At 69.6% G+C, this 15,062-nt stretch carries 16 protein-coding genes; 13 read left to right on the top strand and 3 right to left on the bottom strand.

The window, feature by feature from the left end:
* The first annotated feature begins 37 nt into the window (after nt 1-37).
* Together EDD31_RS02495 and EDD31_RS02490 are read left to right on the top strand one after the other, a co-directional pair.
* Entirely contained in the window at nt 38-598 is a 561-nt protein-coding gene (locus tag EDD31_RS02495; protein ID WP_211336037.1) for a DinB family protein, read from the top strand.
* A complete protein-coding gene (locus EDD31_RS02490) occupies nt 595-1,056 on the top strand; it encodes a VOC family protein (protein ID WP_123302761.1) in 462 nt (153 codons plus the stop codon). Before EDD31_RS02495 ends, EDD31_RS02490 begins: the two co-directional genes overlap by 4 nt.
* A 17-nt stretch (nt 1,057-1,073) precedes the next feature.
* On the opposite strand, the gene EDD31_RS14835 is transcribed toward EDD31_RS02490, so the two are convergent.
* Nucleotides 1,074-1,961, bottom strand: a complete 888-nt coding sequence (locus tag EDD31_RS14835; protein WP_211336036.1) for a DUF2510 domain-containing protein — start codon at nt 1,959-1,961, stop codon at nt 1,074-1,076.
* Nucleotides 1,962-2,048: 87 nt separating this feature from the next.
* Here EDD31_RS14835 and EDD31_RS02480 point away from each other — a divergent pair, with 87 nt between their 5' ends.
* From EDD31_RS02480 to EDD31_RS02465, 4 genes are read left to right on the top strand one after another with little or no spacing between them, the layout of a single operon-like run.
* Complete coding sequence (locus EDD31_RS02480; RefSeq protein ID WP_123305027.1) at nt 2,049-3,410, top strand: C1 family peptidase; 1,362 nt, start codon at nt 2,049-2,051, stop codon at nt 3,408-3,410.
* A 7-nt stretch (nt 3,411-3,417) separates the two neighbouring features.
* Nucleotides 3,418-4,083, top strand: a complete 666-nt coding sequence (locus EDD31_RS02475) for a biotin transporter BioY (protein WP_245990782.1) — start codon at nt 3,418-3,420, stop codon at nt 4,081-4,083.
* Nucleotides 4,080-4,757, top strand: a complete 678-nt coding sequence (locus tag EDD31_RS02470) for an energy-coupling factor ABC transporter ATP-binding protein (protein WP_123302759.1) — start codon at nt 4,080-4,082, stop codon at nt 4,755-4,757. Before EDD31_RS02475 ends, EDD31_RS02470 begins: the two co-directional genes overlap by 4 nt.
* 8 nt (nt 4,758-4,765) lie before the next feature.
* Entirely contained in the window at nt 4,766-5,338 is a 573-nt protein-coding gene (locus EDD31_RS02465; protein WP_245990780.1) for an energy-coupling factor transporter transmembrane component T family protein, read from the top strand.
* A gap of 56 nt (nt 5,339-5,394) precedes the next feature.
* Here EDD31_RS02465 and EDD31_RS02460 read toward each other — a convergent pair whose 3' ends face one another.
* Together EDD31_RS02460 and EDD31_RS02455 are read right to left on the bottom strand one after the other, a co-directional pair.
* Nucleotides 5,395-6,663, bottom strand: coding sequence for a hypothetical protein (locus tag EDD31_RS02460; protein ID WP_148058844.1), 1,269 nt, complete (start codon nt 6,661-6,663; stop codon nt 5,395-5,397).
* Between the two features lie 219 nt (nt 6,664-6,882).
* Nucleotides 6,883-7,176 (bottom strand): HesB/IscA family protein, encoded by a 294-nt coding sequence (locus EDD31_RS02455; protein WP_123302756.1) that lies wholly within the window; start codon nt 7,174-7,176, stop codon nt 6,883-6,885.
* A 299-nt stretch (nt 7,177-7,475) separates the two neighbouring features.
* On the opposite strand from EDD31_RS02455, the gene typA reads away from it, so the two are divergent.
* The 7 genes from typA (at nt 7,476) to dapC (ending at nt 14,974) form a co-directional block, all read left to right on the top strand.
* The gene (gene typA, locus EDD31_RS02450) at nt 7,476-9,377 is read left to right on the top strand and encodes a translational GTPase TypA (protein WP_123302755.1); all 1,902 of its coding nucleotides are present in this window, start codon (nt 7,476-7,478) and stop codon (nt 9,375-9,377) included.
* Nucleotides 9,378-9,442: 65 nt separating this feature from the next.
* The gene (locus tag EDD31_RS02445) at nt 9,443-10,459 is read left to right on the top strand and encodes a PIG-L family deacetylase (RefSeq protein ID WP_123302754.1); all 1,017 of its coding nucleotides are present in this window, start codon (nt 9,443-9,445) and stop codon (nt 10,457-10,459) included.
* A complete protein-coding gene (locus tag EDD31_RS02440) occupies nt 10,452-10,937 on the top strand; it encodes a hypothetical protein (protein ID WP_123302753.1) in 486 nt (161 codons plus the stop codon). Before EDD31_RS02445 ends, EDD31_RS02440 begins: the two co-directional genes overlap by 8 nt.
* Complete coding sequence (locus tag EDD31_RS02435) at nt 10,930-11,421, top strand: flavin reductase family protein (RefSeq protein WP_123302752.1); 492 nt, start codon at nt 10,930-10,932, stop codon at nt 11,419-11,421. Before EDD31_RS02440 ends, EDD31_RS02435 begins: the two co-directional genes overlap by 8 nt.
* A gap of 228 nt (nt 11,422-11,649) precedes the next feature.
* Nucleotides 11,650-13,452: a VanW family protein gene (locus tag EDD31_RS02430; RefSeq protein ID WP_123302751.1), complete on the top strand. Its 1,803-nt coding sequence runs from the start codon at nt 11,650-11,652 to the stop codon at nt 13,450-13,452.
* Nucleotides 13,453-13,464: 12 nt separating this feature from the next.
* On the top strand, nt 13,465-13,788 hold the full coding sequence (fdxA, locus tag EDD31_RS02425; RefSeq protein ID WP_123302750.1) for a ferredoxin: 324 nt from the start codon (nt 13,465-13,467) through the stop codon (nt 13,786-13,788).
* Nucleotides 13,789-13,795: 7 nt separating this feature from the next.
* Entirely contained in the window at nt 13,796-14,974 is a 1,179-nt protein-coding gene (dapC, locus tag EDD31_RS02420; RefSeq protein WP_123302749.1) for a succinyldiaminopimelate transaminase, read from the top strand.
* The last annotated feature ends 88 nt before the right edge of the window (nt 14,975-15,062 follow it).

Genomic DNA, 15,062 nt, shown 5'->3' with positions numbered 1-15,062 from the left:
AACGCATCTGTCCGGGATCTACGCCAGAGTGTGCTCCATGAGCGACATGCACTGGAACGAGATCCTGCGCGACCAGATCGAGTGGCACTGGAGCAATCAGGTGCGCCCCCGCCTGGACGGGCTGAGCGACGAGGAGTACTTCTGGGAACCGGTACCCGGTGCGTGGAACGTGCGCCCCCGCGGCACCTCGACCGCGCCGGTCCAAGGCGGTGCGGGCGCCATGACCATCGACTTCGCCTTCCCGCCTCCGGAGCCGCCGCCGGTCACCACCATCTCGTGGCGCCTGGCCCACGTCATCGTCGGTATCCTGGCCATGCGCAATGCCACGCACTTCGGCCGGGCCACCACGGACTACCAATCCTTCGAGTACGCAGCCACCGCAGAGGAAGCCCTCGCCCAACTCGACGCCGAGTACCGCATCTGGGTCGACGGCGTCGCCGCTCTGGGCGAGGCCGGCCTCAGCAGGCCGTGCGGCGAGGACGGCTTCGAGGAGCACTCCATGGCCGCGCTCATCCTGCACATCCACCGTGAACTGATCCATCACCTCGCCGAGGTCTCGCTCCTGCGAGACCTGCACGCCCAGAAAGGCCGTCCATGAGCGCCACCGTGCAGATCACCTTCGACGCCGCTGACCCACAAGCCCTGGCTACGTTCTGGCGCGAGGTGCTCGGCTACGTCTTCCCGCACCCGCCCGGCACCGACCTCCCCGAGGACGCCGACGTGCTGGCGGCCTGGCAGGAGTTCCTCGAGCGCGCCGGGGTGCCCGAGGAGCAGCGCAACTCCTCCTGTGCCCTGGAAGACCCCGAGGGCGCCGGGCCCCGGATCTTCTTCCAGCAGGTCCCCGAACCCAAGACGGCCAAGAACCGGCTCCACCTGGATGTGCGGACCGCCGTCGGCTTGCATGGCGAGGAGCGTATGGCCGCTTTGGAAGCAGAGTGCGCGCGCCTGGTCGCTCTCGGCGCCACACGCCGTCAGCGCTTCGATCCGGAGCCGCCGCTGAGCATCGGCTTCATCGTGATGGCCGATCCGGAAGGCAACGAGTTCTGCCTCGACTGAGGTCCGAGAGACTGAGGTCAGAGACGCTCGATGATGACCTCAGCCTCGAGTTCGTAGCCCCAGTACTCGTCGACCACGAGCGTGTAGTCCCCGGCTTCGAGGTCCTCGACGATCAGGGAGTCGAAGCCATCGCCGCCGTCATCATCCATCACAGCAAAGCCGTTCGGCCCCAGGAGCTCGGCGCGGGGGTCCGCACCGTTGGTGTTGTTGACGTGGATGGCGTAGAACCCAGCGTCGTCGATGGTGAAGGCGTACTCCGCGGTCTCGTTGTCCCCCTCGGCCACCGTGATCGAGGTCGTGTCGATGACCTCTCCGGAACCCGGGTCACCAGGCGCGGAGGTTCCGGGAGTCTCCGCGTCGTCCTCGATGTCGTCTTCGTCCCAGCTGTCGTCCTCGTCGTCATCCCAGACGTCGTCCTCGTCAGGCTCAGACGTGACCTCGGTCGGTGGCGGCCCGGCTTGGTCGGGAATCCAGTCGCCGCTCCAGCTTCGCAGCGCGACGACGAGCCAGATGAGCGCCCCGATCAGAAGGACAGCCACGATGCCGATGACGATGAAGGCCACGGCGTTGCTGCTCTTCTGCTGCTCGGACCCCCAGGCGGGGCTCTGCTGGGTCGTCGTAGGTCCGTAGGGGTTCTGCTGCGCCCCATACGCCCCCGAGCTCGCCTCATACCCGCTCTGCTGGTACCCGTACGCGCCCTGGGGGTTGCTGTCACCAGGCTGCTCGGCACCGAAGGCGCCCTGGGGGTTGCCGTAGCCACCGTGATCGGCGGAGGCAGCGCTGGGCTCCGCACCGGAGGGCACACCGGGTGCCTGGGGAGCGCCCCATGCCGAGCCGTCCCACCAGCGAGAGGCGCCTGGGCGCTCAGGATCGGGGTACCAACCGGGAGGCGGGGTGGTAGTCATAGCGCTTATATCTACCACCATCGCGCTCAAGGGGGTATGCCCTGACCAGGTGCAGGTGTGCTGTGGAACCTGGGTGAGAATGGGGCGATGACCTCCAACGACACAGCACTCGCGCGCGCCGTGGCTCCGAGCGACATCGCCCGCTATCGCGCGGCCTTTGCCTCCGACGTGCGTCTCAAGGTGGCGCAGAACGCCGTCACGAAGAACTCCGTGGACGAGATCGCCCTCGATCGGGACGTGGTCATGAGCATCGATCACTCGATGTCACACGTGCTGGACAAACACGAGGCCACCAACCAGAAGCGCTCCGGGCGCTGCTGGCTCTTCGCCGGCCTCAACGTGCTCCGCAGCAACGCGGCCGCACGGATGAACGTGAAGAACTTCGAGTTCTCCCAGACCTGGCTGCACTTCTGGGACAAGCTCGAGCGCGCCAACTACTTCCTCGAGGCCATGCTCGCCACCGCCGACCGCGACGTCGACGATCGCACCGTGGCCCATCTCCTCGCCAACCCCATTGACGACGGCGGGCAGTGGAACATGTTCGTGGCCCTGGTCCGCAAGTACGGCGTGGTGCCCAAGGCTGCCATGCCGGAGACCGAGTCCTCCTCGAACACCGGGCAGATGAACCGGGCGCTGCGGACGGTGCTGCGCCAAGGTACGCGTGACCTGCGTGCCCTACACACAGCCGGCGTGGGGGACGACGAGATCGCCGAACGCAAGGATCAGGTGATGGCCGCGGTCTACCGGGTGCTGGCCATCCACCTGGGCACCCCGCCGGAGTCCTTCCTGTGGCAGTGGAACGACGCCGACGGCACCTTCCACCGCGACGGGCAACTTACCCCGGTGGAGTTCGCGGAGAAGTACCTGGGTGCCGACCTCGAGGACTACGTCTGCCTCGTGCACGATCCGCGCGAGAGCTCGCCCCAGGGCCGGACCTTCACCGTGGAGTTCCTCGGTAACGTCGCCGACGCGCCACCGGTCACCTACCTCAATGTGGACATCGATCTCATCCGTTCCCTCACCGCTGCCTCCATCCAGGACGGCGAGCCGGTCTGGTTCGGATGTGACACCGGCAAGCAGGCCCAGCGCGCCCTGGGGTACTGGGATGCCGCGCTCTACGACTACGGCTCGGTCTACGACGTCGACTTCAGCCTCACCAAGGCGGAGCGGCTCCTCCACCACGAGTCCTTGATGACCCACGCCATGGTGTTCACCGGCGTGGACCTGCACGACGGCGTCCCGCGGCGCTGGCGCGTGGAGAACTCCTGGGGCACCGACAAGGCCGACAAGGGTTTCTGGACCATGAATGACTCCTGGTTCGGCGAGCACGTCTTCGAGGTGGCCGTGCACCGCTCACGCCTGCCCGAGGAACTCCAGCAGCGCCTGAACGAGCAGCCCATCACCCTCCCTGCCTGGGACCCGATGGGTGCTCTGGCGCGCGGGAGGTGAACCGGACGTGACGAGAGAACCTGAAGTACGGCTGCCCGCCGAGCACGAAATGCCGGCGCCTGACAACGAGCAGACCGCCCCGGCACGTCGGCGCAGATCCGTCAGCGCGCGGCAGGCCAGCACCGATCTGGCGCTGATTGCCGCTTTCGCCGCGCTGATCGCCGCCTGCTCCTTGCTTCCGGCCCTCTACCTGGGTGGTGGCCTGGTGCCGATCACCTTCCAGACCTTCGGCGTGCTCCTCGCCGGGGCTGTGCTCGGAGCACGCCGCGGTTTCCTGGCGGTGCTGCTCTACCTGGCCGTGGGCGCGGCCGGATTCCCCGTCTTCGCCGGGGGATCGGCCGGCCTGGCACCCTTCGCCGGGCCGACCGCGGGATACCTGATCTCCTTCCCCCTCGCCGCGGCCATCACCGGTTTCCTGGTGCAGCGACTCCCGCGACGGCGCCTCGCCACCTCGGTCCCGCTGATCCTGCTCGCTGGTCTCGCCGGCTCCTTCACCGTGACTCACCCGCTGGGCATCCTCGGGCTGATGTGGCGAGCCGACCTCAGTGCCCAGGCCGCGCTGCTCACTGACCTGGTGTTCTGGCCGGGAGACGTGGTGAAGAACCTCTTGATGGCCCTCGTGGCCACGGCCGTGCACCGAGCCTTCCCGGATCTGCTTCCCTCGCGTCGATGATCGAGTTCGACGCGGCCGGCGTCACGGCGGGGGAGGAGGCCACGGTCATCCTTGAACCGCTGACCGTGACGTTGACCGAGGCGCGCGTCGGCGTCATCGGGGCCAATGGCTCCGGGAAATCCACCCTGGCACGTCTGATCAACGGACTGGTCGAGCCCAGTACCGGCGCGGTGCGCGTGCGCGGTCTGGACACCCGGCAGCGCGGTTCGGTGGTGCGCCAGCAGGTGGGCTTCGTCTTCACCGATCCGGCGAGCCAGCTCGTCATGCCGACGGCGGTGGAGGATGTGGCCCTCTCGCTGCGCCGCCGGCACAAGCGCCGTGCGGAACGCCACCGGGCTGCCCTCGAGGTGCTCGGGCGCTTTGGCCTCGCGGAACTGGCCGACCGCTCCGTGCACACTCTCTCCGGCGGGCAGCGCCAGCTCCTCGCCCTCGCCGCGGTGTTGGCCGCCGAACCGAGCATCGTGGTGGCCGACGAACCCACCACCCTGCTCGACCTGCGCAACACCCGCCGCGTGGCCGACCTGCTCTGGGGCCTGGAGCAGCAACTGGTCCTGGTCACTCACGACCTTGAGCTCGCGGCGCGATGCGAGCGCCTGCTGCTGGTGGAGAACGGCCGCATCGAGGCCGATGGTCGCCCGGCCGAGGTCATTGCGCGGTACCGGGAGCTGGCGTGAGGAGGAGGGTGAGACTGCTGCATCGCCTTCCGGCCGGAGTGAAGCTCGCCGGGCTCCTGGTCTTCGCCCTGCTCACGGTGCTGGTCGCGCATGTGGTGGTCACCGCGGGTCTGCTGGTGGCGGTGCTGGCCGCGAGCCTGTGGGCCGGCCCCGGGTGCGCTGAAACCTGGCGGGTACTGCGCGGTTTCGCGATCATCGCGCTGCTGGTTTTCGGAGTGCAGGCCTGGCAGCACGACCTGGAGCGCGCCGTGGTGGTGGCCGGAGGGCTCCTCGCCGTGGTGCTCGCAGCGAACCTCGTCACCGCCACCACGCCGATGGACGCGATCGTGGATGTGGTGGTCTGGCTGGTGCGCCCCTTCCGCCGCTGGGGTGCTGACCCTGAGCGCGTGGCGCTCGCGTTCTCGCTGGTGATCCGGGCGGTTCCCGCCACCATGGAACTGGCCGCTCAGACCCGCGATGCGGCCCTCGCTCGTGGCCTGCACCGGCAGCCGCGTGCCTATCTCACTCCGCTGGTGTTGCGCACCGTGGCCGGCGCCCGCGCCACGGGAGAGGCGCTCCACGCTCGCGGCCTCACCGACTAGGACGACGCGGTCCCGCGCCGTGCGATGCCGCTCGGCCGCGCGCCTCGCTGCGCGGCTCAGAAGCGTTGCTGTGGGCCGGGCGGACCGAAGGGGTTGGTGGGGTTGCCCGAGGGACCGGTGGCCGGGCCCTCGGTGGGTGGAGGCCATTCGCCGGTGGGCGGAGGCCCGTACGGCGACGCGCCTCCCGCCTGGCCGGACGCCGGAGTGCCAGGTGCCGGACCGTCGGCAGAGGACCCGGATGCCGGGCCGGAGCCGGGCCTGCCGGAGCGGAACTGGTCGGCGAGCCACGGCTCGGTGGTGTCACCCCGGTACCAGGAGACCTGGATGTTGCCGGAACGCGTGAATTCCATGCGTGAGCCGATCGCGATCCCTGCCAGCACCAGGGCGAAGCCGAGGAGCAGTCCAGGCCGCAAGAAGAGCGACACGAGCGTGTAGCTGCCGGTTCCCATGACGGGTTCGAGCAGGAGAGCGAGGTCCCTCGGCATCACCGATGCCGCGAGCGTCAGGCCAAGCAGGGTGACACTGACCAGCCACAGGTGGAGTCGGGTCCACCGCACCAGATAGGCCGCAATCCCCAGCACGACCACGCCCGGGAGCATGAGGGCCAGTTGCGGCAGTGGAGTGATGGTCAGCTGCAGCTCTTGCATGGCCTGGGTTCCCTGAATGACCGTCCACGCGAGGCCGCCACCGGCCGCGACCGTGCCGAGTAGTGCCGCAATGGCGGCCGAGCCGGAAGGGCCGGAGGGGCCGGTCAGGGAGGAATCGACGGTACTGACGGTCAGCCCGGGGGTGGCCGAGCCACCCGGCTGCGCCGTCCCCGGCGATGCGGAGACGTCTCGCGCTGACTTCGCGGACCGCCGCGCGCCGATCGCTCCGCCGAGTAGTACTGCGGCAGTTGCGGGAAGAACGCCGGTCAGCAGCATGACCCGCAGGCCCGAGACGGTCTCGAATCCGAATCGGTCAGAGATCCAGTACCACGGTCCGAGCATCTGCGTGGCTGCGGACATGGCCATGAGGGAGGTCACCGTGAGATAGAACGAAATGGCGAGCAGTACGGCGCCCGGCGAGGTGGAGCGCCCGCGCGCGGCCAGCACGGCGCCAATGCCGAGAGACCCGGCGCCGCCGAGGATCAGGGCCAGCGCAAAGGGGGCCTCCAGAAGTGTGGCGTCGGGGATGGCGAGGAAGGTGGCCCGGCCAGCACCTCCCGCCAGCAGGCCCGCGCCCAGCACGGTGAAGAGCAGGGCGAGGAACCCGCCTCCTGACGACCGGCGCGGTGGTGCGCCGTGGGGTCGAGCGGAACCACTTGCCGGTGTCACCGAGGTCATAGCTGTGAGATTAGGCCATCGGCCGACGGCGGCGGGCGATCGTCATGCTCGTTGCCGCGAGGAGCATGACGACGGCCGGAGGATGACAGGCCCCTGGTCGTGCGAGGTGGCGGCGCGATCCTGCGGAACGACGAAGGGAGGCCCGCCCATCCGGGCGAACCTCCCTCAGTCGCGAGCGACCCTACTCGCGGTCAGCCCTCAGGCCGACGCGCGTTGGCGTCAGCCCTCGGCCGGCGCACCGGGCTTGTCGAGGCTGAAGCCAATGCCCTCGGGGGTCTGCTGGGCATCGAGGGTGTGGTCAGCCAGCACGGGGGCGGTCTCGGCGGCGACAAAAACCTTCGCGCCGTCGGTGTCGATGACCTCGTCGGTCTCCTGGGGCTCAGGGACGAGCGACATCTCCAGCTGGCTCTGGTCCTCGGTCAGCGCGATGCGCACACCGCCTGTGTCCGGAACATTGGCTTCGGTGGTCAGGCCGGCCACTGCGGCCTGGGCGTTCTCGGTGAGAGTGAGCATGTGGGGCTCCTGTCGTCGGTGCGGGGAGGCGGGCCCGGGGTCCGGAGAACCTCCGGACTCATCGGGAACAGCCGACGCCTACGCAATACCTGCGGGCACAACGCACGCGCCTCGGACACCCCAACGCTTGCGGGCTTGCCCCTTCGATGCAAGCCACAACCCCACAGGTGTCTCATGGAGTGAGATTTTGCGCCGAGAGCGAGACTGTGCCATCTGCCAGTACCATGGCGACGGCGCTCCGCGCCCGTTCTCCGCTGCCCATGGCCGGGCGGCACCCCACTGTGAAAGCGAGACCTCGCATGCCCGTGCGCTCTGACCTGCGCAACGTCGCAATCGTCGCCCACGTCGACCATGGCAAGACCACCCTCGTGGACGCCATGCTCCGCCAGGGTGGCGCCTTCGGCGGCCACCAGGAGGTGGCCGAGCGCGTGATGGACTCCGGCGATCTCGAGCGCGAGAAGGGCATCACCATTCTCGCGAAGAACACTGCCATCCGGTACACGGGCCCCTCGGCGGCTGCTTCCGGTACCCCGGAGATCACCATCAACGTGATCGACACCCCCGGCCACGCCGACTTCGGCGGTGAGGTCGAGCGAGGCCTGTCCATGGTCGACGGCGTCGTGCTGCTCGTGGACGCCTCGGAGGGCCCGCTGCCTCAGACGCGCTTCGTGCTGCGCAAGGCGCTGGCCGCCAAGCTGCCGGTGATCGTCGTCGTCAACAAGGTCGACCGCCCGGACGCCCGCATCGACGAGGTGGTCGGCGAGACCACCGATCTGCTGCTGGGTCTGGCCTCCGACCTCTCCGACGAGGTGCCGGACCTCGATATCGATGCGCTGCTCGACGTCCCGGTGGTCTACGCCTCGGCCAAGGCCGGGCGCGCCTCCCGGAACCAGCCGGCCGACGGCGGTCTCCCGGACAACGAGACCGTGGAGCCGCTCTTCGCCACCATCCTCGAGACCATCCCGGCGCCGGCCTACGAGGAGGGCGCCGTCCTCCAGGCGCACGTCACCAACCTCGACGCCTCCCCCTTCCTCGGCCGCCTCGCGCTGCTGCGGATCCGCGGCGGCACACTGCGCAAGGGCCAGCAGGTGGCCTGGGCCAAGACCGACGGCACCACCACGACGGTGAAGATCACCGAGTTGCTCCGCACCGAAGGCCTGCAGCGCGTGCCGGCCGAGGAGGCCGGACCGGGTGAGATCGTGGCCGTGGCCGGTATCGCCGACATCATGATCGGCGAGACCCTCACCGACGCGGAGAACCCCAAGCCACTGCCCTTGATCACCGTGGACGCCCCGGCGATCTCGATGACCATCGGGATCAACACCTCGCCGCTGGCCGGCAAGGGCGGTAAGGGCCACAAGGTCACCGCGCGTCAGGTCAAGGACCGTCTCGACGCCGAGCTCATCGGTAACGTCTCACTGCGCGTGCTGCCCACCGAGCGGCCGGACGCCTGGGAGGTGCAGGGCCGCGGTGAGCTGGCGCTGGCCATCCTGGTGGAGCAGATGCGCCGCGAGGGTTTCGAGCTGACCGTCGGCAAGCCGCAGGTGGTCACAAAGGAGGTCAACGGCGCCCGCCACGAGCCGATGGAGCGGATGACCATCGACGTGCCCGAGGAGTACCTCGGCACCGTCACCCAGCTCATGGCCGCCCGCAAGGGCCGCATGGAGACCATGTCGAACCACGGTTCGGGCTGGGTGCGCATGGAGTTCGTGGTGCCCGCCCGCGGGCTGATCGGTTTCCGCACCCGTTTCCTCACCGAGACCCGGGGCACCGGCATCGCCTCCTCGATCGCCGAGGGCTTCGAACCCTGGCACGGCCCGATCGAGATGCGTTCCTCCGGTTCCCTGGTGGCCGACCGGGCCGGAGCGGTGACACCCTTCGCCATGCTCGGCCTGTCCGACCGGGGCAGCTTCTTCGTCGAGCCCACCTCCGAGGTCTACGAGGGCCAGGTGGTGGGGGAGAACTCCCGCAATGAGGACATGGACGTCAACATCACCAAGGAGAAGAAGCTCACGAACATGCGCTCGGCCTCGGCCGACACCTTCGAGAGCCTCACCCCTCCGCGCAAGCTCACCCTCGAGGAGTCCCTGGAGTTCGCCGCCGAGGACGAGTGCGTGGAGGTCACTCCGGAATCGGTGCGCATCCGCAAGGTGATCCTCGATGCCACGGAGCGTTACCGCGCTTCGAAGCGGGCGAAGTAGTCGGTGGGCGCCGCGAAGTAGCCCGGGGAGCACCCGGCAGGCTCAGCGGCCGTAGGCTGGCGGTCATGCTCGCGTTCTTCGCCCATCCCGACGACGAGACCCTCGGCGGCGGCGGCCTCATCGCTTCCGCCGTCCGAGCCGGTCGCCAGGTCACCGTGGTCAACGCCAACCGAGGAGAGAAGGGCGAGGTCATTCCCGCCGACCTCGCCCACCTCGAAGGCGACGATCACGCGCTGGCCGCCGAGCGCGCCCGGGAGCTGGACCGTGCGATCGCGGCGCTGCAACCAGCCGAGCACCTCATGCTCGACGCCGTGGAGGGTCTCAGCGACCTGCGTCCGCCCCGATTCACCGATTCCGGTATGCGCTGGATCCGTCCTGGTCTCGCGGGGCCGGGTGAGGACGCCGGCGCGGATGCCTTCACCGCCATCGACCTCGATGTCACGGCGCGGCTGCTGGCCTCAGTGATCCGCTCCCGCCGCCCCGAGGTGCTCCTGACCGAGGAGCCCGACGGCGGCTACGGCCACCCGGATCACATCCGCGTCCACGACGTCGCCATGCGCGCGGCAGAGCTGGCCGCCGACGAGGCGCGGGCCGCCGCGAGCGTGGGGGCTGAAGCCGAGGACGATCCTCTCGCAGGGCTGGAACCGTTCCAGGTACCGGCGATCGCCTGGGTCACCACGAACGCCGAGAAGATGCGCACCGCCCTGGCCTGGATGGAGCAGCGCGCCGCGCGAGAGGCCATCCTCGGTGAGCGGGGGGATGAGCTGACGCCGCGCCCCTCCACGGGGCCGCTGGTCTCGCGCGCCTATCCGCCCGAGCGTATCGACCTCGACGTCGACCTCGCCCCGGTTCTCGGCTCGCTGACCGAGGCGATGCGCGCCCACCGCACTCAGGTGCAGGCCGTGCACCTCCTGGACGACGCTGAGCGTGAGTCTGCCGCCGAAGCCGGTGCCGAACTGGCCGGGTGGTTCGCCGTCTCCAATGGCGTGCTCCAGCCGATCATGGCGGCCGCCTCGATCACCCTCGCGCCGGGGCAAGAGGCCACCACCGAACAGCTCCGTTCCTTCTTTGGCCATGACTGACCGCCCAGCAGCCGGGCCGGGTGCCCACGAGGGCGAGCCGGGTGGCCACGAGACCGAGCCGGGTGGCCACGAAGCCGAGCCGGGTGGCCCCGAGGCCGGGCCGGGTCCCTCGAACCGAAGGTGGGATTCCTGGGGGCTGTTGGCCCTCGCGGCCGTGTTCATCGTGGGGGCGATGTCCGGACTGGTGGCCACGCTGCTGCACCGGGTGGTCGCCTTCGATCTCCCCGCGGGGCTCGTGGGTGCGCTCGCTGTCGCCGCGGTCAGCGGCATGCTGGCCCGCGCCGCGGCGGACTTCGGCGGCGTGCTGCTCAATGCGGCGGCACTGCTCATCGCGATCCTCGCCCTGACCTACCTCGGCGGCGGAACCAACGTGCTGGTCGCCGACGACAACACCAGCCTCTTCCTCCTGCTCGGCGTGCCCGTTCTTGCCGTGCTGGTTCCGGCGCTCACGCCGCGGTCCTGGTACGGCGATGCCTGACCTGATCGACGACTTCCGCAACGCCATGGCGCGGCTTCCCGCCGGGGTATGCGCCATCAGCCTGCGGCAGGGGAACCTCGACCTGGCAATGACCGCGACCTCGGTCGTCTCGGTCTCGCTCCGCCCGCCCATGGTGCTTTTCACCGTGCATGCCGATGCTCGCCTCCGTGAGGCGCTCGAGGAGACGGACCTCTGGGCCGTCAGCGTGCTCTCGGCCGGCGCTGAGGCGGCCGCGGAGCGGATGGCCGAGCCTGGCCGCCCGGCCCTGGGGCAGCTCATCGGAATCGACCATCACCGAGGCGCACGGAGCGGAGCGGCCCTCATCGAGCCCGCGCGGGTGCATCTCGAGTGCCGGACGAGCTGGATTCGCCAGGCCGGCGATCACGATGTCGTGGTGGGGGAGGTGGAGGGCGTGTACGCCGGCGGGGCGAGCAGTGCTCCGGCGCTGGTCCATCACCTGGCCCGCCTGCGGCCCCACCTCTGAGGAGCAAGGGGCTGCAATCGTTGGTCTGGCAACAGATGTGAGCCGCCCCATGATAACGATGTGGTGACGTCCTGCCCCCAGGCCTCGCCACGCGGAGCCCGGCGCCTACGATGCCGCAGGGGCCTGGTTGGCTCGGTCCACGATGTGGGCGGTGAGCTGGTCCGACCTCCGCCCGCAGTGCATCCCGCGCACCAGGGCTGACGGAGCGACAGGCTGAGAAGGCGACACGTGAGCGACGAATCCGCGAATCCCGCATCCCCCTTCGAGGGGTTCGACGGTGAGGAACCACGCCGGCGGTACCGCTGGGTCATCCCGGTGGTGATCGTGGCGCTCCTGGCCGCTGCCTACGCAGGCCTCGCCTGGTGGCTCTCTGATCGTGTCGCCTCCGATGCCACGGTCGCCGGCGTGCCGATCGGAGGCCTCAGCCACGACGAGGCCCACCAGCGGCTGGAGACCGAGCTGGGCGCAGTGACCGAACAGCCGATCTCGGTGCGGATCGACGACGTCTCCGCCACCATCGATCCCGGCCCGGCGGGCCTGCAGTTCGACGCCGCCGCCACCCTCGAAGGGCTGACCGGTTTCTCCGTTGACCCGCGCGTGCTGTGGGACCGGCTCTTCGGGATCGGCGCGGTGGAGCCCGTGACCGCCGTGGACGAGGAGGCGCTGCGTGCTGAGCTCGAACTGGTCAACCAGGACATCGAGCGCGCGCCGGTGGAGGGCTTCATCACCTTCTCCGGAACCACCGTGGTCGTCACCGAACCAGAGGACGGCCTGCAGCTCGACCTCGACGGCGCCGCCGCACTGGTCTCGGCGGACTGGCTGACCGAACCGCATCCGCTTGAACTCCCCGGCCAGACCCTGGAGCCGGGTATCGGCGAGGAGGCTGTGCAGGAGGCCCGCCGTGAGTACGCCGAGCCATTGGTGGCCGGCCCGGTCACTATCGAGGCCGGTGAGCAGGAAGCTGAGCTCAGCCCGGCCACGCTGGCTGAGGCGGCGACCTTCGTGCCCAATGGCGCCGGACTGCGCCTGGAACTCGCCGCCGACCAGCTTGCCGAAGCGCTGGTGGAAAGCAACCCGGACATCGAGACCGCCGGTGAGGACGCCCGCATCGTGCTGACCAGTGACGGCCCGGAGATCGAGCCGGCGACAACCGGAACCGGCGTGGACCCCGAACTGCTCGCGGAGGGCGTTCGCGAGGCCATCACCGCTGACCGCCGCCGGGCCGTGGTGGAGCTCACCGAGGCGGAACCGGAGTTCAGCACCGCCGATGCCGAGGCCCTGGGCGTGAACGAGGAGATCGTGTCCTTCTCCACCCCGATTCCTTACGACCCGCCGCGCACAGCGAACCTGCGGCGCGGCGCGGAGCTCCTCAGCGGCACCCTGGTCAGGCCGGGGGAGATCTTCTCCCTCACTGAGACGATCGGCCCGTTCACGTTGGAGAACGGCTACGTGGCCTCGGGAATGGTCAGCGGGGGCTTCGCGACCGAAGGCATCGGCGGCGGGCTCTCCCAGGTATCGACGCAGATGTTCAATGTCGGCTATCTCGCCGGTATGGAGCTCGTGGAACATCGCGCGCACACGCGCTGGTTCGACCGCTACCCCCGGGGGCGTGAAGCCACCGTGGTGGCGGGATCGCTGGATATGCGCTGGCGCAACAACACCGAGTACGGCGTGATGATCGAAGCCTGGGTCAACGACGAGGGCATGCACACCCGGCTGTGGAGCACCCCGGTGTGGGAGGTGGACGACTGGATCTCCGCCGAGCGGGACATCACCCAGCCCGGCACCGAGTACAACCCCCACCCGCAGTGCGTAGCGGAGAACCCGCACTACCACGGCTTCACGGTGGACTACGGGCGGACCGTCACCGACCGCGAGTCCGGTGAGGTGGTCCTCGACGAGGTGCGCACTCACACCTACCGGCCCTGGCATCGCGTCATCTGCGGTTCTCCGCCGTCACCGGGCGGTGGCGACAGCCGCAATGGTGACGACGGTGACAGTGGCGGCAATGACAACAACGGCGACGACTGAGAGAATCACCCCGTGACCTATGTGATCGCTCAACCGTGTGTCGACCTCAAGGACAAGGCCTGCATCGACGAGTGCCCCGTGGATTGCATCTACGAGGGTGAACGGATGCTCTACATCCACCCGGACGAGTGCGTCGACTGCGGCGCCTGCGAGCCGGTGTGCCCGGTGGAGGCCATCTACTACGAGGATGACACCCCCTCCATCTGGGCCGACTACTACAAGGCCAATGTCGATTTCTTCGACGACATCGGCTCGCCTGGTGGCGCCGCGAAGATGGGGCTGATCAAGAAGGATCACCCCCTCGTGGCCGCTCTGCCCCCGCAGAACCAGGACTGACCTTCCCGTGGGCCTGAACGGCGCCGCGCTGCCGGACTTTCCCTGGGACGCCCTCGCGCCGGCCAAGCGCGTGGCCGGTGAGCATCCCGGTGGGATGGTCGACCTCTCGGTGGGGACGCCGGTCGATCCCACACCGGCGGTGGTGCGCGCGGCACTTGAGCGCGCCGCGGACAGCCCGGGCTATCCGCAGACCGTCGGCACCCCCGAACTGCGTGCGGCCATCACGGACTGGTTCGCCCGGCGCCGGGGAGTGCCGGACCTGCCCGAGGACGGCGTTCTGCCGACGGTGGGCTCCAAGGAGGCCGTGGCTCTGCTGCCGGCACTGCTCGGTCTCGGCGCCGGTGATGTCGTGCTGCACCCGCAGGTGGCCTACCCCACTTACGACGTCGGCGCCCGCCTGGCAGGTGCCCAGCCCGTTGCGGTGGGCATCGACCCGGCCACGTGGCCGGAGAGCGTGGCGGGTGCGCGGGTGCGCCTGATCTGGCTGAACTCACCGGGGAACCCACATGGTCATGTGCTCAATGCCGGGCAGCTCCGCGCGATCGTGACCTGGGCCCGCCGTCACGGCGTCGTCGTCGCCGCCGATGAGTGCTACGCCGAGCTCGGCTGGTCCGAGCGCTGGCAGGCTGAGCCCATCCCGAGTCTGCTCGACCCGCGCGTGAGCGACGGCGACCTCTCTGGCCTGCTGGTGCTGTACTCCTTGTCCAAGCAGTCCAACCTGGCCGGCTACCGTGCGGCCTTCGCAGCCGGGGATCCAGCGCTCGTGGCCCCGCTGCGCGAGGTGCGCAGGCACGCCGGCATGATCGTGCCCGGCCCGATTCAGGCCGCGATGACCGCGGCCCTGCACGACGACGCCCACGTGGCCGAGCAGAAGGCGCGTTATGGGCGGCGCCGCGCCGTCCTGCTTGACGCGGTCCGGGCCGCGGGCCTGCAGCCGGATCCGCAGAGCGAGGCCGGCCTGTACCTGTGGTTGCGCGCTGGAGCGGTGGGCGAGCCCGGACCCGAGGGCGCCACCGGTTCCTGGGCCCTGGTGGAGGCGCTGGCCGCGCGGGGGATCCTGGTGGCACCGGGGGTTTTCTACGGACCCGCAGGCGAGGGTTATGTCCGCATGGCACTGACCGCAAGCGACGAGCGCATCGATGCCGCTGCCTCCCGCCTGAGCCAGGGTGGCCCGCTGGTGAGGTGAGATCTGCATCCTCAGCGGGCGCTGCGATCACCGGACGAGTACTGTCCGAGGGCACGGCTGCCGCGCGAGGAGCGGTACGGGACCGCTC

This window comes from Bogoriella caseilytica, assembly GCF_003752405.1.
Lineage (GTDB): Bacteria > Actinomycetota > Actinomycetes > Actinomycetales > Actinomycetaceae > Allobogoriella > Allobogoriella caseilytica.
The sequence above is the reverse complement of the archived record's forward strand: the minus strand, read 5'-3'. Positions and strand labels throughout refer to the sequence as shown.

What these genes read in the sequence shown, in the direction of transcription:
- EDD31_RS02440 (WP_123302753.1), top strand. Translation starts at nt 10,452, where the DNA reads ATGACTGACCGCCCAGCAGCCGGGCCGGGTGCCCACGAGGGCGAGCCG.
- EDD31_RS14835 (WP_211336036.1), bottom strand. Translation starts at nt 1,961, where the DNA reads ATGACTACCACCCCGCCTCCCGGTTGGTACCCCGATCCTGAGCGCCCA.
- EDD31_RS02480 (WP_123305027.1), top strand. Translation starts at nt 2,049, where the DNA reads ATGACCTCCAACGACACAGCACTCGCGCGCGCCGTGGCTCCGAGCGAC.
- EDD31_RS02455 (WP_123302756.1), bottom strand. Translation starts at nt 7,176, where the DNA reads ATGCTCACTCTCACCGAGAACGCCCAGGCCGCAGTGGCCGGCCTGACC.
- typA (WP_123302755.1), top strand. Translation starts at nt 7,476, where the DNA reads ATGCCCGTGCGCTCTGACCTGCGCAACGTCGCAATCGTCGCCCACGTC.
- EDD31_RS02460 (WP_148058844.1), bottom strand. Translation starts at nt 6,663, where the DNA reads ATGACCTCGGTGACACCGGCAAGTGGTTCCGCTCGACCCCACGGCGCA.
- EDD31_RS02495 (WP_211336037.1), top strand. Translation starts at nt 38, where the DNA reads ATGAGCGACATGCACTGGAACGAGATCCTGCGCGACCAGATCGAGTGG.
- EDD31_RS02470 (WP_123302759.1), top strand. Translation starts at nt 4,080, where the DNA reads ATGATCGAGTTCGACGCGGCCGGCGTCACGGCGGGGGAGGAGGCCACG.
- EDD31_RS02435 (WP_123302752.1), top strand. Translation starts at nt 10,930, where the DNA reads ATGCCTGACCTGATCGACGACTTCCGCAACGCCATGGCGCGGCTTCCC.
- EDD31_RS02490 (WP_123302761.1), top strand. Translation starts at nt 595, where the DNA reads ATGAGCGCCACCGTGCAGATCACCTTCGACGCCGCTGACCCACAAGCC.
- EDD31_RS02445 (WP_123302754.1), top strand. Translation starts at nt 9,443, where the DNA reads ATGCTCGCGTTCTTCGCCCATCCCGACGACGAGACCCTCGGCGGCGGC.